Below are 16,909 nucleotides of genomic sequence, written 5' to 3'. Positions count from 1 at the left end.
TATTATATATTGATAATTAAAATTTTTAAAAATTTTGGGGAGGAAAAATGAAATTTTATAAAAGTTTATTTATATTGTCTTTTTTATTAATCACAATGTTATGCATATCATCGGTTGCGGCTAGTGAAGACAATATTGATGGAAATTTAACTTCAGATTCATCTGATACTAATATTCAAACAGATAATAATCTGGATTGTCTGGAAACGGTCAATGAAAACAATTCAGTATTATCTTCACCTCAGACAATCATTGTTGAAGAGATTGAAGATGGTCACAATGAAATGAGCCAGCCAACAATCCAGAAGGCAATTGACAGCGCCAATGCAGGAGACACAATAATTGTTGAAGGTAAAAGCTATGTGCACTGCCATTTCATAATCAATAAGAAGCTGACGATTAAAAGCAATGTCGGAACTACTATGGAAGTGTGTTCAAGCACCCAGGGTTCCGGATATAAAGGAATATTTTACATATCCCCTAGTGCAAGCGGAACTGTCATTGAGGGATTCACTATAAATAATAACGTTTACAATGAAAATGATTACGGAATCCTGATTAAGGCTAATGATGTTGAAATCAGAAACTGCAGCATTAATCATATCGGATATTCGGATGCGATAAGAATAGAGAATGCAAAAAACTGTCTTGTTGAAAATGTTACAGCTTTAAATGCAAATAATGCAATCAGCATTAAAAATTCACAGAATGTTAATGTCCGCTCATCCAATCTTAAAAATTCTAAAAATGGAATAAATGTAGTTGATTCATCCTCAACAACAATATCTGGCAATAATATCTCTAACAATAATGTTGCAGGTGTTTCATTTTCAGGAACCGGCAAGTATCTGACCGTAAGTCAAAACAACATCACTGAAAATACAAATGGGGTAAGATTAACCTCTTCAGACAATGTTTATATCCTAAGCAATTACATTGCATTCAATACAAACAATGGAGTTTATGTAGATTATAACATTACAAAAATTGAGATAAAGGGCAATTTCTTTAATCAGAATCAGCTATGGGAAGTCTTCAATGATTTCCACGTTAAAAATCTCAATGACATATCCATTAAGGATGCAAATAATCTGGAAATGATTAATAACAATTACATGATCAATTATGGTGGATATGGCTCAGGAGATCGTGACAGGCCTGTTTGGACTCAGGTATATGAGTATAAACCTAGCATTGGCGACTATAATTATGATGCTGCCAATGATGTTTACGTTTATGTAGGTGAAGGAAACGGCCAATATTACGGCCATCAGGGAATAATGTATCTGGGCTATGTCTTTGAGATAAATGAATTTGTGAGCTGCCCTAACATTTATTACTCTCCTAAAAATGTATGGTCAAAATCCGGAAATTATGAACTGCAGTTAAGTGAAATCACACAAGTCAAAAAAGGAATCTACTCCATTTCCATTGTTGATGCAAATGGCAATGTTGCGACTGACATTAACTCCGTTCCTGTGACATTTTATTTAAACAAGGTTGGCAAAAGCGCAACTCCTCAGGAAGGTGATGTCTACAAGACTGTAATGATGAAGGATGGTACTGCAACAGTCAGATTTTACATGGATGAATTCAATGAATCAGGAAATGTCATAACTGCAGTATTCCCGACACCAGGCACAAACATTGACGATAAGGTATCCAAGACATTAGCTGTTGACGATGCGAATATTCCGGGAATCCCTTCCAACACTTCAATCAGCGTTTCCAATTTGAACACCTATCCGAATTCAAATCAGGTCATTGTTGCCAGTTTGCTTGATCAGAATCAAAATCCTATTGTCGGAGAAACACTGATATTCAAAATTAATTCAAAAACTTATAAAGTTCTCACTGACAGCAATGGTAAAGCACAGATAAAGATATCTGTATCAAAAGAGGGAACCTATACGCTTAGTGTCAGTTTTGCCGGTGATGGGGGAATTGACTATTATGGGTCTGATACTCAAGCTAAAGTCGTTGTTAAAAAACAGGCTGCAAAAATCATTTCTTCAGATTTGAACATGATTCCTAAAATGGCAGAATATTATTCAATCACTTTAAGGGATGCCTCTGGAAATGCATTGGCTAATCAAAAGGTAACATTCAAGGTCAATGGTAAAACTTACACTAAAAGCACTAATTCAAAGGGCATCGCTAAAGTAAAACTCAAATTCAATAAAAACAAGAAAACATATAAGATTTCCATCTCATACAAAGGAAACAATAAGTACAAGGCAGTTTCTAAGACAAATAAGATACTCGTTAAATATTCATCCAAAAAGGCTAAATTGACAACTCCTACAGTTACTATTCCACCAAAGACTGCCAAATATTACACTGTCAGTTTGAAGGATATAAACGGTAAGGCAATATCCAAACAAAAGGTAACTGTTAACATTAACGGTAAAAAATACGCCAAAAAGACAAATTCAAAAGGCCAAATTAAAATTAAGGTCAAATTTGCTAAATTGAAAACATATAATGTTAAAGCAACATACAAGGGAAGTAAAATTTATAAAAAGTCTTCATCAAGCGGCAAGATTAAGGTTGCCAAAACAGCCACTAAAATCACCGCTCCTACACTTTCAATGCTTCCTAAGGAGTCAAAAACCTATACCGTCACTTTAAAGGCAAATGGCAAGGCATTATCTAATCAGAAATTAACTATTAAAGTCAATGGAAAAACCTACACAAAAACAACCAACAGCAAAGGTCAGGCTAGTGTAGGCGTTAATTTTGCAGATGAAAAGTCTTACATCGTTAACATAAATTATGGAGGAACCGGAATTTATAAGGCATCAAAAGCTACAGGTAAAATAACCGTTTCAAAAATGGCTACTCAGATTGTCAGTTATGACAGGACATTCTCTAAGGATGCCCAAAAAGAGTATCAGATTACCTTAAAGGACAATTCAGGCAATGAATTAGCAGGTCAATGTGTTTCATTTGATATTAACGGTCAAAGCTATGCTGAAACTACCGATTCCAATGGTGTTGTTAAGCTAACCCTTAATGACTTGAATGAGGGAACTTTTGATATCATTGTCAAATATGCCGGCAATGACAAATACAAATCCGTTTCCAAAACAAATAAGATTACAATTTCAGATAAGCTGAATACAGTATTTGTGGATGGCAATTTGCCGAACTCTGAAATCCAAAGCATTTTGGATAATGCTGCAGGCGGTTCAAATATTGAGTTTTTAGGAAATGAATATTCAGATATTTCATTAACCATCAGTAAAGGCCTAAACATTTATTCCTCAAATTCAACCAGTTTAAATGCGAAATCCGGCAGTCCTGTATTCATAATATCATCTGGTAATGTCAATGTCTCAGGTTTTTCAGTAAACGGAAACTCCGGTGATGCCATTGTCATTGATGGTGCAGACAACGTAAACATTGAGGATAACCTCATTTCAAACAGGTTGGATGTGGGTAGGCTTGCAGATTATAATGCTGGAAATATTAACATGCCAGGATACGGCATATCCATTGCAAATGCAAACAATATAAAATTATTCAAAAATGATATAAAATCATTTGAAAGCGCAATATTTGCTCAGGAATCTTCACATATAGTCATTGATAATAACACATTAAGAGAGAATAACTACGGTGTAAAATATGGTTGGGGTGTTGCAAATACTGAAATCACTGACAATGAAATCTTCAATCAAATCGGACTGTATATCATGACAGTTCCTGAAGGCCCGACAGGATACGGAATATTCCTGAATAATTCTGCAGTGAATGTAACCATCAATCACAACCACATTTATGCAAATCATATGGGTATTTCTTTGGATGCGAATTACTCAACAGGCATTGTAATTACCCAAAACACCATTACTGACAATGTTCTTGAAGGAATCAGGTTCAACGCAGGTTATGACCTCGCTGAAAATGCTATTCTGCCTCATGTGACAGATAATGCAATATATAGAAATGCAAGAGGCCCTAGTATGATGATTTTAGGCGAAATGAGTGCAAATCCATTCGGTATCTATGGTGGCGGATTATTGGACCCTAGCCAAAAACTGCAGTTGGAAGCGAATTGGTACGGAACCAATGATCTTGTAACCTGGGACAATGATACTGGTGTTGTCGGCTATGGAACAATGTGTCCTAGAATCAATACAACAAACATAGAATTCAACATGACTTTTAACAGTCGGGGCAATTACAGTATCAAATTTTATAAAAATGGAGAGTTTGATGCAAATCTTCCGGAATTCGACATGTTTGCGACATTGAATAGGGGAACCGATAAGCAGGCTGAAGTTGTATTTGATGTAATTGATGGTATGGGCACATTCACATTCGATTCTTCAAATTTCAATTCTATAAACAATGTTATTGAAATATCCATCGGATCTCTGATTGATTCAACATCAAGGGTATTTAAGGTAACTTACCTGTATGAAGTTCCTGAAAGTGAAATTCCAATATAACAAATATGTTTCTAACATATTTGTTCCTTTTTTTATTTTTTCAAAAATATAACAATAGTTAAATATCATGATTGTTATAAATATTCTTATCGTAAAAGAGAGTGTAAATATGAAAATAAGTAAGTTTTTTTTAATAATTTTGATTTTACTAATTGTAATTTTTGGAATTGGGTCAATATCTGCAACGGATGATTTAAATGACACAATTTCAACTGAAAATTCGATTAGCAATATCGAAGATAATTCGGATGAAGTTCTTTCATCATCTAATGGTGATGATGATGTACTATCCGATTCTCCAAAAACAATCGAAGTGCCATTCATTGAGACACAGCCAAATGAAGTATTATGGCCAAGGATTCAACCGGCAATTGATAAGGCAAATCCTGGAGATACTGTGATAATTAAAGGAAATCCTGTTCATTGCCATATTACAATCAATAAAACATTGAACATTATCTCATCAGGAGGGACAATAGATGCATGCCCTCACCATACCCATGAAGGCGTAAACGAATATGGAGTGTTCTTTGTTGCTGATGGTGGAAGCGGGTCTGTAATTCAAGGTTTTACATTTGTAAATAAGGACAAATCAGAAACACCATTCGCTGTTTTAATAAGGGGAGCAAGTGATGTCACGGTTAAAGATTGCACTATGAACTGGGTTGACGTTGAATCGGATAAGCTTTCGGGAATAATAATCGAAAATGCAAACAACATCAAGTTGTCAAATCTTTTAATAAACAATACAATTAATGGAATAACTATAATAAATTCCACAAATGTCGAAATAACTAATTGCACATTTACAAATATTGAAAGTAACGCAATAAGCATCAGTGGAAATTCAGGTAATATCAATGTATATGATAATACCATATTAAACAATGGATATTATGGTATTAATTTATTGAGCGCAAATAATGTATTAATAAAGGATAATCTAATAAAAAATAATGGTAAAAATAATCATGACAGCGGATCCGGCATCTATGTTAATACTAACATTACCAAACTTGTTGTAATGGGGAATATATTCATAGGAAATAATCTGCATGCGATAATGTACGATTTTCGTGCAAGAAATCTTGATAACAGTGAAGGTGCGGATAATTTGACCATTGTTGATGATAATTACTTTGAAGGACATAATTCCATGATACTTCACCACAGGACCTATGTAGAAAGTACCGGCGGAAACATGGATTATGATGCTGAAAATGACTTATTTGTCCCTTCAAGTAATGGAAATTATAGTGAAGCCAAATCCTATGTGTATTTGCAAAATGCATTTGTTGTAGACGATATTGTGTGTGGGTTCACATATTACACACCAACTATTCCATGGTCTTTGGAGGCTCCGGGAAATAACGGGAAATACAACCTTTCATTGAAATTAAGTGAGATAAAAGAAGTAAAAAATGGAGTGTACCAAATTTCAATTGTTGATTCAAAAGGAAATGTCGCTTCAAACCTTAATTCTGGTCACATGATATTTTTCCTGAATGATTATAGTACGATGGAACCTCAAGGCAGTGACATCTACAAGAAAGTTAAAATTCAAAATGGGGTTGCTACAGCAGATTTTAGAGAGTATTACAGTTTATTCCATAGCTCCGGTAATCTTATAACTGCTGCTTTTTGCGCCTCATCAAATAAGGTTGCCAATAATCCTCATAGACAGTTAAATGTTTCAGATTCCCATGTTCCGATTAATCCTTCTACAAAGTTAAGTTCATCTGGATTAACTCTTTATCCATTGGCCACTGGATATCTTTCAGTGAAATTAGTTGATAGTAAAAATAAGGCAATTTCGGGGCAATATGTTTCAGTCAAATTCAATGGCAAAACTTACAAAATAAAAACTGACAATAATGGAATTGCCAAAGTTAAGGTTTCCTTTTCAGCTAAAAAAATATATCCTGTAACTTTCACTTATTCCGGAAATGATGATTATAGTGTAAGCAAAACTACAGCAAAGATTGTTGTTAAAACAGGCAGCAAGAAATCTAAAATCAAGGCTTCAGATATGAAGATAAAAAAGAATCAAAAGAAATCCTTTAAATTCAAATTAACTGCAGGCAATGGAAAAGCATTATCCAAACAAAAGGTAATTGTAAAAGTGAACGATAAAACTAAAACTCTTACAACCAACAAAAAAGGAATTGCTAAATTGACCATTAAACTCAAAAAAGTTAAAAAATATAAGATTAACATGAAATTTTTAGGCAATTCACAGTTTAAACAGGTTTCAAAATCTAATACTATAACAGTGACTAAAAAATAATGTTTTTTCTTATATTATTTTTTTCATTAAATTTATAACAATAGTTAAAAAAATATTTTGGAGAATATTTATGAAATTAGATAGATTAATAATCGTATTATTGATATTGTTTAGTCTAACGTTAATATCCTCGGCATCTGCTCAGGATAATGTGGATTTAAACTTAACCGATGAATATGAAGATATTATTGAAATTGAAGATGGTAGTAATTTAACTGCAGACGATTCAAGTTGCTGTGATGATGAAACCGGGCCTCAAACCTATTATGTTGCACCGGACCCTGAAAACCCAAATCAGGTTCAGGCTCCAACTGTACAGCCTGCAATTGATAATGCAAAGCCTGGAGATACAATAGTTCTTAATGGAACATTTGTCCATTGCCATTTCATGATTAACAAAACTTTAACAATATTGGCCACTCCTGGAACAAGCGTTGGGGTATGCCCTCACCATACACACATGATGAAATACGGCAGAGGTCCTGCAGATCATGGGGTATTTTACATTTCTCCGCAAGCAAATGGAACTGTATTGAGCGGATTTTCATTTACAAATGATTTCTATTACATTGCAAACGATGTCTACAATCCGTTTGGGGTTTATGTTGATGCGAATGATGTAGTATTGGAAAATCTTACTTTCGATTGGGTTGGCGTTAAACAGGAAACATCAAAATTCGATCCTGATGATTTCCAGTTCAATGCCATAATCTTGAATAACACTCAAAATGCTTTTATTAGAAACATTGCAGTCGGCACTGTCAACAGTCTAATAAATTCAATCAACGCTTCAAATGTCAATTCCATTAATATTTCAAGTGTTAAAGCGAAAACCAAGGAATCAATTGCTTCAACTATAATTGTTTCCAATTTGAATATTCTTGCAGGGGACTCAGATAATTTACAAATAACCTTAAAAGATTCAGACAATAATCCTATTCCAAATAAAATCCTGACTGTAATTATTGACGGGGAATCCAGGACTGTTGCAACCAATGATAAGGGCCTTGCTGAAGTGTCTGTGAAATATGCATCTTCCGCAAACCATTATGTCACTGTGTCATTTGCGGGAGATGATGAGTATAAATCATCAATAAAATCAAGCAGGATTATTGTAAGTAAAAAATCAGCTACTTTAACAGCTCCTAAAGCTACTTTGAAAGTAAAGAAAGCTAAAAAAATATCTATTACTTTAAAATCTAATGGAAAAGCCATTTCAAATAAAAAAATTACCATAAAGGTCAATGGCAAGACATTTTCTGCCAAAACCAATTCCAAGGGTGTGGCTACCGTTAAAGTAAAGGTTGCTAAAAAAGGAACTTTCAAGTATGTTGCCAAGTTTGCCGGCGATGGAGCTTACAATGCCGCAAGTAAAACAGGCAAGTTTGTTGTTAAAAAATAAATTGATGTAGATTACCTACATCATTTTTTTCTATTTTTAAATCAAAACCATTTATATGGTAATTAGATTCAATTAAATTATCAAGTAATATTATCATATATAATTTAATTCATCATGAATTTCATTTAATCGATTTCATATCTGCACTCTGAACAGGTTCTTGTCTGGAATTTCACAACTCCTCCACACTCCGGACATAACCACCTTTCACGGTCCTCGCTCATCATGCGGCCAATGCCTGTGGTTTTGATTCTTTTTGCAGAACTCAAGGTATCGAGGTTGTGCCTTTTGACATATTTTTTGGAGTGTTTTTTAAGTTGAGGGCATGGAAACTCACTGCAGCGCCCGCAATAGCTGAAATTCTTTTTGTCAAAACAAGTTTTAATCTTGCACTTCAAGCTGGCCTTATTTTTGCCATCATCACTGATCAAACAGCCTGCACAAGGATTTTGAAATCTTTCGCAACTAATGCAATTAATCCCGCAGGGAGCTAATAATTTGGAATCTAAGGTTTCAGGCATTTTCATAAAGAAAGTTATATATTTAATTTTTAATAAATATTACTCCATGAAGATTTTAGTTGTTCAAGAGTCCGACTGGCTGGAGAGAAATCCTCACCAGCAGCATCACTTGATGGAGAGGATGGCTGAAAGGGGCCATCAGATTAAGGTAATTGATTATCCGATTGACTGGCCAAACGATGATGATTCCGGCTTGATTTATCACAAGGAAGTGCATGAAAACGTTTCAAAAATTAAGGAAGATACAAACATTGAAGTCATCAGACCGGGTTTCATTAAAATCAAGGGATTAAACTATGCAACACTGTTTTTCACCCATAAGCATGAAATAGAACATCAAATCGAGGAATTTCAGCCGGACATTATATTGGCATTAGGCATCTTGAACTCTTATAACGCTTCAAAACTGGCCAAAAAACACAATATTCCATTTGTGTATTATTTCATTGATGTGATATATGCATTGATTCCCGAAAAGGCATTTCAAAAGCTCGGACAGAAATTCACTGAAAAAACAATCCGAAATGCAGATCTGGTTATCACTATCAACAAGAAGTTGTCTGAATTCGCTTATTCTGTGGGAGCCAAGGAAAACTCAACAATACTGATTGATGCAGGAATCGATTTGGCAAGCTATGACCCTGATTTGGATGATTCTGCAATAAGAAAGGAATACGGCATTGCCGAGGATGACATTGTGTTGTTCTTCATGGGTTGGATTTATGAATTTGCAGGAATGAAGGAGCTTGCGCGAGCATTGGGTGAGGCAAAGGAAAAATATCCAAATTATAAGATATTGGTCGTCGGTGATGGTGATGCATATGATGAGATGTGTGAAATCCGCGATGAATATGATATGGCAGACCAGCTAATTTTAACCGGAAAGCAACCCTTTGAAAAGATACCTGAATTTTTGGCATCAGCCGACTTCTGTCTGCTTCCGGCACACATAGACGAGCCGATAATGCAGGATATTGTGCCGATTAAGATTTATGAGTATCTGGCAATGAAAAAAGTGGTTATCGCCTCTGAACTGCCTGGACTTTCCAAGGAATTCGGATACGGAAACGGTATTGAGTATATTCAGGAGGCATCTGAAGTTTTAACAACTGTTGAAGACATTCTGGATAATGGCAAATATGATGAGATTGCCAGCAATGCCCGTGAATATGTAAAGTCAAATGATTGGGAAGTAATCACCGATAAATTTGAAGAGGCTATGAAAAAGTTATTGTAAACAACTTTACAACGATAATTTTTTCTTAAAATTTATTTTCTAATTCATAATTAAGTTTTATCTCATATAATTGTTTTTTAAACTATTTTTATAATTTTTATAATTAAACTGCTTAGTATATAAATACTTTCGATATTTTAGAAAACTTATTAAATAACTTCATGAATATATATTCTTATCGATAAAATATATTTTGGGGTTTATAAATGGAAAAGAAAATTAAGGTAATATTGCTTTTATTGGTTGTTTTGGCGGTAGCGGGAGTTGCTACTCACATGTTTTTAACACCTTCGACCGTTGAAACTGTCGGTTCTAAAAATGTGACAGATATGATTGGAAGGGATATAGAAATCCCTGCTTCAGTCAGCAATGTAGTAGCAACAAGTCCTCCGATGACTACAGTGTTGTACATGATTGCGCCGGACAAACTGAAAGCTGTCAACTTCCAATGGACAGATGACGAAATGAAATATGTTCCAAGTCAATATCAAAACTATCCTGTTGTTGGAGGATGGTATGGAACACAGGACGGCAGCTATGAGGAGTTCATCGCTTCAGAGCCGGACATTGTCATAGAATCCATTGACGAAGGCGGTGACGGTGATTCATCAACCGTCAATGAAAGGCAGGAAAAGTTCGGAACAATACCTGTAATTGCAGTAAAGGACACTACAAATGTTGAAAAGGTCAGCGAATCAATAACCTTTATGGGTGAAATCGTCGGAGCTCAGGACAAGGCAAAGGAATTGAACGATTTCAACCAGAAGTACCTGGATATTGTTCATGACAGGTCATCCAAACTCTCAGATTCAGATAAGGTTAAGGTTTACTATGCTCAGGGGGACGATGGACTTCAGACAACTCCTTCACACTCTACACACGGGCAGTTGATTGATCTGATTGGAGGGGAAAATGTTGCCGATTCAGTTGCTCAGGGAAACACTACAGGCGGAGTTCAGGTATCAATAGAACAGGTGCTGAGCTGGAATCCTGACAAAATCATAACAAATGACCCTGAATTCTATGCAAAGGTCTATTCAGATTCAAATTGGGGAAAACTTGATGCCGTTAAAAACAAGGAAGTTTACCTGTCTCCACAGTCCCCATTCAAATGGTTCGACAGGCCTGTTGGAGCAAACATGATTATTGGAGTTCCATGGACAGCAAAGATACTTTACCCTGATGATTATAAGGACATCAACATGGTTGATACCACTAAGGAGTTCTACAGCAATTTCTATCACTTTGATTTGAGTGATAATCAGGCAAAAGAAATCCTGTTGGATTCAGGACTTAAGGAATCAAATCTATAGGGATGGACATGGATAAGGAGACAAAAGAGATTATAAGTATCATACTTTTAATCTTCTTTCCAATAGTTTTATTTTTTGCATCATTTCTGCTTGGAAGATACCCTATCAGCCCGATTGATGTCGTCAATACAATACTGTGTCCTGTTTTTCCACAATTGGAAGTGAGCCCCACAATAACAACAATCGTTTATGAGATAAGGCTTCCAAGAATCATTGGAGCCATTGTAGTCGGGGCATGTCTTGCGATTTCAGGTGCAGCATTCCAGTCAATATTCAAGAACCCATTGGTATCCTCTGACCTTTTGGGGGTATCCAACGGTGCGGGCTTTGGAGCGGCTCTTGCCATTCTAATCAGTGGTGCAAATATCGTAACCCAAATTTTTGCATTTATTTTTGGATTGATATCAGTTTCAGCCACTTATTTAATATCAAGAACATATAAGGCTGGCGGAATACTTGTTTTGGTATTGTCAGGGGTTGCAATATCAGCATTTTTCAATGCGCTGATTTCAGCCATTAAGTTCATTGCGGACCCTGACGATAAACTGCCTGAGATTGTCTATTGGCTGATGGGATCATTGGCTTCTATTAATGCAGATAAGCTGTTCATGATTTTAGTGCCTGTAATAATAGGCCTTGCAGTTCTGCTTGCTTTGAGATGGCATATGAACCTGCTTGCAATGGGTGATGAGGAAGCTCAATCCCTGGGTTTAAACCCTTCAAGAATAAGATTGCTTATAATTGCAGGTTGTACGTTATTAACTTCAGCAGCGGTTTCCATAAGTGGAATTGTCGGCTGGATTGGTTTGATCATTCCCCATATGGCCCGTATGATTGTGGGTCCGGACAATCGGATACTGCTTCCTGCATCATTGAGCCTGGGTGCCAGTTTTCTGCTTTTGATTGACAACATATCCCGTGCAGTGATTGCAATCGAGATTCCAATTGGGATTTTAACAGCAATCATAGGTGTTCCGATTTTCCTATACTTACTTAAAAGGGGTTATTCAGAATGGTCGTAGATGACAGTTTGTTTGAAGTGAAAAATATTTCATTTGACTATGATGGTGAGGAAATATTTTCAGATATCAGCTTTTCCATCCAAAAGGGAGATGTATTATGTATTCTGGGGCCAAATGGTACTGGAAAAACTACTTTGATTAAGTGTCTCAATGGATTGCATGAAATTAACTCCGGTGAAATTCTCATCAATGGCGAAAACATCAAAATATTATCATTCAAACAGATTTCAAAACATATTGGATATATTCCACAAGCCCACGTTCCTTCATTTCCATTTAAGGTATTTGATGTTGTGTTGATGGGAAGGGCGCCATACCTCAATTTGACTGATTCCCCAAAGGATGAGGACAAAAAAATAGCTCTGGACGCGCTTAAGACATTGGGAATTGAAGATTTGAAAGATAAGGAGTATACCAATTTGAGCGGTGGGGAAAGGCAGCTGGTATTCCTTGCAAGGGTGCTGTGCCAAAAGCCGGACATATTGATACTGGATGAGCCGACTTCCCATTTGGACTTTGGAAATCAGATAAAATTGCTGGAAATCATTGACAATCTGGCAAAGAGCGGTTTGTCAATAATAATGTCATCACACTTTCCAGACCATGCGTTCTTAAGCTCAACAAAAGTGGCTATAATGAAAGATAGGAAATTCATCGATTTCGGTAGCCCTGATGATGTTGTAACCGAAGAAAACCTGAAGAAGGCTTATTCGATTGATGTTAAACTTATTGAATTGGACAATAAAAGAAAAGTATGTGTACCAATGAAAACAAATTTAAAACTAGATTTATAAGGTGATAATATGAATGAACAAGACTATGACGAACAATTGACAAAGGCGGCCAATTTCCACGGACACGTTTGTGGCGGAATAGCTATCGGAACAAAGCTTGCGATGTATGGTTTGGAGCTGCTTGGAATGCCGTTAAACGAAAGGCATAAAAACTTAATCGTATTTTTGGAAATCGACAGATGCATGTCTGATGCCGTCCAGTCAGTTACAGGTTGTTCCATGGGTAAAAGAACCTTAAAGCAGATGTATTACGGCAAGTTTGCAGCAACATTCTACAACCAGGACACAGGCGAGGCCTTAAGGATAACCGATGCTGATGCAAACAAGAAATTCAAGGATGAGGAAACCAAAGAGGAAATGATTGCACGTTTCAGAAGGACTCCTCCTGAAGAATTGTTCAAAGTCGACAAGGTAAGAATCGAATTGGGTCCTGGAGACATGCCAGGCAAACCTTATACCACTGCGTTCTGTTCAGTTTGTGGTGAAAAGGTTTCTGATGGAAGGCATAAGCTGATTGGTGGAAAGCCGGTCTGCAAATCCTGTGCCGAAGGGTCTTACTACGAAATAATTGAAGAATAACTTTGATATTTTTATTCTTGATTATTTCCTTATATTTTTTATTTTTTATCAAAATTTTTTATTCAATTTAATTTAAACTAATTCTAATTTCTTATTTATCCAAATCAAACTCATAAAACTCATTAAATTATTTTTTAATTATGCATTACGATATGTTTATATATTCATGTTGATTAATATTTAATTAGATAAAGAATATTAAGGGTTTGAAAATGGATCTGATTGGAGGTTATCTATTATTGCTGTTGGTTTTGTTCACTGCCAACATTGCTTTGATGCTAGGAAACTATAAGTTTAATAATATTAAATTAATATTGGTTTCCTCAATATCCTTTATCGTCTCTTTTTCATTGATATATGTTTCAGGATTTCTGAATGCCAATCTGGCTTTCCTGCTGGATAATTTCAGTTATATTTTTCTGATAATTGCATTGATAATCATTGTTTCATTGATATGTTATGTGAAAAAGGATAACTTTAAGGCATCATTGTATGCGGTGATAATCACATTCTTAATTTCAATGGTTTTATTTGCCTCTCAGGCGACTTTAGATATTTTCACCATCTTATTGTATTCTTTATTTGTATTTGTTGTTTTATTTATTGTTTATCAGCTTACAAAATTATTGCATTATGCAAAAAGGGAGTATCCTGTTATTGTGGGGGAATACATGTCCCTGTTTGCAGTATTGATGTTTATTTTCGCATTGACCTATAATTCCACTTTAAATTTAGATTACACAATGTTCCGTTCATTTTTGATTTTGACTCCGACATACCAGCTGATCTATGTTATAATAGGAATTATTGTTGTTTTGGTTGTAGGCGTACTTATAAATGATAGTAAAGGGGGAAATTCATGATAATTCAGGGAACCGAAACGTTAACCTCATTGATTCATATAATTTCTGAAAGCCTGCTGACGCCGGTTGTGATTTTGATTATAATAGTTGTGGTCATTGTTATCCTGGCTTTCGGAGGTTTGATTAATGAATATATTTCAAGAAAACCAATCACATCAAGGGATTTGGAAGATTTAGTAAGAAGGGTTTCATTTTCAGCCAATGTAGACCAAATGAAAGATGAAATTAAGAATAGTGGTCTTTTTGATTATCAAAAGGAAGTCCTGACAAGGATTGCCGATAATCATGATATCGGACCGGAGGCCAGAAAGGCTCTAGCCGGCGAATTGATTTCAGCAGAGGAAACCAGACTGATTAAAAAGACCAACAAGACAGACATTATTGTGCGTGTAGGTCCTATCTTGGGTTTGCTGGGTACATTAATCCCATTAGGTCCGGGTTTGGCAGCTCTTGGTACTGGAGACATTGCAACCCTTGCGCAATCCTTGACAATAGCTTTTGACACAACAGTTACAGGATTGTCTGCAGGTGCTGTTGCCTTTTTCGTTTCAAAATATAAAAAGCAATGGTATGAAACAGAACTGATAGATATGGAGACCGTTGCTGAAGCGGAACTTGAAACTATAAACAAATGGTGATTTCATGCTTAGAAAGAGAAGAAGGATTTCAGATTCTGTTGATGACGACCCGATGGGAGGGTTAAATAACCTTTCCGATGCGATGCTTGTTTTGGCATTGGGCTTTTTGATTTTTGCAATAATGGCATTGTCTGCAAATCCCGATATGATTACGCAATCACAAACCACACAGGATGTTTCAACTGCGGAAACATTTTCACAGAACTACACTGATGCGGGTGGGCTTGAAGACAGCGGCTACAGTGAGGTCGGAAAAGTGTATGAGGATCCGACCACCGGTGAGCTTGTGATGGTATCGGGTTAATTTTTTTAATTTTTTTTCTTTATAATTCATTATTTTTATCTTATTTTATTTTAAATTTCTTCATTTAATAAAATAACTATTTTTATTTCATTTTTATTAATTTTAAGATGCAAGTAAGCACTTACATTCGAAAACATTTATATATGGTCTTGTTCATACAATTACTTGTGCCAAGAAGTGTTAATGTGATTAACACTGCACCTATCAAATTATTAATGGGTGATATTATGGATATTTCAAAAAAATTATTATTAACTTTACTTGCAATATTTTGTGTAATTGCATCTGCTGGTGCAGCATGTGCAGCTGATGCATATGGTGACTCTGGATATGATGAATTAGGCTATGCTGATGACATTGGAGAATGGGTGGATAGTCCATACAGCGATGATAACCAAACTGGTTGGGCAGGTAGCCAATATAATGAAGATGAACAAGGCGGATATGCTGGCAGCCAATATAATGTAGATGAACAAGGCGGATATGCTGGCAGCCAATACGATGTAGATGAACAAGGCGGATATGCTGGCAGCCAATACAATGAAACTTTAGAAAATGCTGCTACCGGAGAACCAGTATCCGACTCTGTATCACAAAACATGACAGCTAATGCAACTTCCTCCCATACAATGTTAGAAACCGGTAACCCAATCTTAGCATTATTAGCAGTTGGTGCAGTTTTAGGCAGTTGTGCAGTATTAAAAAGAAAATAGAATTATAATTTACAAGCAGGATTTCAGATCCTGCTTCGACTCCTCTTTTTAAAAATTTTTTAATTTTTCTCTTTGAATAATCTATTTTTACGATACATTTATAAATGCATAAAACAAATATTTGATTACTGTTATTTTTTAGCAGTGATAATTACTTTTTTTGGGATAAGTTCCCATATGGATGTGGCCTTCGTGGCTGAACAAAAAGGTGTTATTTATGTATAAATATATTAGAGACGCATGGAAAAACCCAGATGAGTCCTACGTACGTGAACTCATGTGGCAAAGGGCTCCAAAATGGAGCAAACAAAAAGCAGTTCAAAGAATTGACAGACCTACCAGACTCGACAGAGCTAGAAGTTTAGGTTACAGAGCTAAAAAAGGTTTCATTGTAGTAAGAACCAGAGTAAGACGTGGTGGAAGAAGGAAAACCCGTCGTTTCAATGGTCGTAAACCTAAAAGAATGGGTGTAAACAAAATTACCCAAGCAAAATCCATTCAAAGAATTGCTGAAGAACGTGTAGCTAAAAAATACCCTAACTTAGAAGTATTGAACTCCTACTGGGTATGGTCTACAGGAAAACATAAATATTATGAAGTAATTTTAGTAGATCCACAAAGTCCTTCTATCGTTAACGATAAAAAAATCAATTGGATCTGTTCCAAAAAACACACTAACAGAGCTCTCAGAGGCTTAACCAGTGCTGGTAACAAAGGACGTGGAATCAAATCTAAAGGAAAAGGCTCTGAACAAGCCAGAAGAAGAAAAATCTAATTTT

General features: G+C 35.7%; 14 protein-coding genes. 13 read left to right on the top strand and 1 reads right to left on the bottom strand.

Translation table 11 applies throughout. The features are described from left to right. Window positions 1–47: 47 nt before the first annotated feature. The 3 genes from ACJMML_RS01935 (at window position 48) to ACJMML_RS01925 (ending at window position 8,146) form a co-directional block, all read left to right on the top strand. Window positions 48–4,457 (top strand): right-handed parallel beta-helix repeat-containing protein, encoded by a 4,410-nt coding sequence (locus ACJMML_RS01935; RefSeq protein ID WP_405305717.1) that lies wholly within the window; start codon window positions 48–50, stop codon window positions 4,455–4,457. 139 nt (window positions 4,458–4,596) lie between these two features. Further along, the gene (locus tag ACJMML_RS01930) at window positions 4,597–6,744 is read left to right on the top strand and encodes a right-handed parallel beta-helix repeat-containing protein (protein ID WP_405305716.1); all 2,148 of its coding nucleotides are present in this window, start codon (window positions 4,597–4,599) and stop codon (window positions 6,742–6,744) included. 70 nt (window positions 6,745–6,814) lie between these two features. Further along, window positions 6,815–8,146 carry a hypothetical protein gene (locus tag ACJMML_RS01925; protein WP_405305715.1) on the top strand — a complete coding sequence of 444 codons (1,332 nt, stop codon included), beginning with the start codon at window positions 6,815–6,817 and terminating at the stop codon, window positions 8,144–8,146. Window positions 8,147–8,271: 125 nt separating this feature from the next. Here the strand turns inward: ACJMML_RS01925 and ACJMML_RS01920 are convergent, their stop codons facing one another. Then, window positions 8,272–8,673 (bottom strand): DUF3795 domain-containing protein, encoded by a 402-nt coding sequence (locus tag ACJMML_RS01920; protein ID WP_405305714.1) that lies wholly within the window; start codon window positions 8,671–8,673, stop codon window positions 8,272–8,274. Between the two features lie 40 nt (window positions 8,674–8,713). On the opposite strand from ACJMML_RS01920, the gene ACJMML_RS01915 reads away from it, so the two are divergent. The 10 genes from ACJMML_RS01915 (at window position 8,714) to ACJMML_RS01870 (ending at window position 16,905) form a co-directional block, all read left to right on the top strand. Then, window positions 8,714–9,904 (top strand): glycosyltransferase, encoded by a 1,191-nt coding sequence (locus ACJMML_RS01915; RefSeq protein ID WP_405305713.1) that lies wholly within the window; start codon window positions 8,714–8,716, stop codon window positions 9,902–9,904. 206 nt (window positions 9,905–10,110) lie between these two features. Further along, complete coding sequence (locus ACJMML_RS01910; protein WP_405305712.1) at window positions 10,111–11,217, top strand: ABC transporter substrate-binding protein; 1,107 nt, start codon at window positions 10,111–10,113, stop codon at window positions 11,215–11,217. A gap of 8 nt (window positions 11,218–11,225) precedes the next feature. Further along, window positions 11,226–12,239, top strand: a complete 1,014-nt coding sequence (locus ACJMML_RS01905) for a FecCD family ABC transporter permease (protein WP_405305711.1) — start codon at window positions 11,226–11,228, stop codon at window positions 12,237–12,239. Further along, window positions 12,230–13,033, top strand: coding sequence for an ABC transporter ATP-binding protein (locus ACJMML_RS01900; RefSeq protein WP_405305710.1), 804 nt, complete (start codon window positions 12,230–12,232; stop codon window positions 13,031–13,033). The genes ACJMML_RS01905 and ACJMML_RS01900 overlap by 10 nt, the downstream gene beginning before the upstream one ends. Window positions 13,034–13,042: 9 nt before the next feature. Continuing rightward, the gene (locus tag ACJMML_RS01895) at window positions 13,043–13,612 is read left to right on the top strand and encodes an FmdE family protein (protein WP_405297739.1); all 570 of its coding nucleotides are present in this window, start codon (window positions 13,043–13,045) and stop codon (window positions 13,610–13,612) included. Window positions 13,613–13,824: 212 nt separating this feature from the next. Then, on the top strand, window positions 13,825–14,475 hold the full coding sequence (locus ACJMML_RS01890; RefSeq protein ID WP_405305709.1) for a peptide ABC transporter permease: 651 nt from the start codon (window positions 13,825–13,827) through the stop codon (window positions 14,473–14,475). Next, window positions 14,472–15,113 carry a MotA/TolQ/ExbB proton channel family protein gene (locus ACJMML_RS01885; RefSeq protein WP_405305708.1) on the top strand — a complete coding sequence of 214 codons (642 nt, stop codon included), beginning with the start codon at window positions 14,472–14,474 and terminating at the stop codon, window positions 15,111–15,113. Before ACJMML_RS01890 ends, ACJMML_RS01885 begins: the two co-directional genes overlap by 4 nt. 4 nt (window positions 15,114–15,117) lie before the next feature. Next, complete coding sequence (locus ACJMML_RS01880; RefSeq protein WP_405305707.1) at window positions 15,118–15,417, top strand: DUF2149 domain-containing protein; 300 nt, start codon at window positions 15,118–15,120, stop codon at window positions 15,415–15,417. Window positions 15,418–15,644: 227 nt separating this feature from the next. Further along, window positions 15,645–16,130 (top strand): hypothetical protein, encoded by a 486-nt coding sequence (locus tag ACJMML_RS01875; RefSeq protein WP_405305706.1) that lies wholly within the window; start codon window positions 15,645–15,647, stop codon window positions 16,128–16,130. A 217-nt stretch (window positions 16,131–16,347) separates the two neighbouring features. Beyond that, window positions 16,348–16,905, top strand: a complete 558-nt coding sequence (locus ACJMML_RS01870) for a 50S ribosomal protein L15e (protein ID WP_303739131.1) — start codon at window positions 16,348–16,350, stop codon at window positions 16,903–16,905. The last annotated feature ends 4 nt before the right edge of the window (window positions 16,906–16,909 follow it).

This window comes from Methanobrevibacter sp., from assembly GCF_045130115.1.
Taxonomy (GTDB): Archaea; Methanobacteriota; Methanobacteria; order Methanobacteriales; family Methanobacteriaceae; genus Methanocatella.
This window is presented reverse-complemented; position numbering and strand designations above follow the sequence as displayed.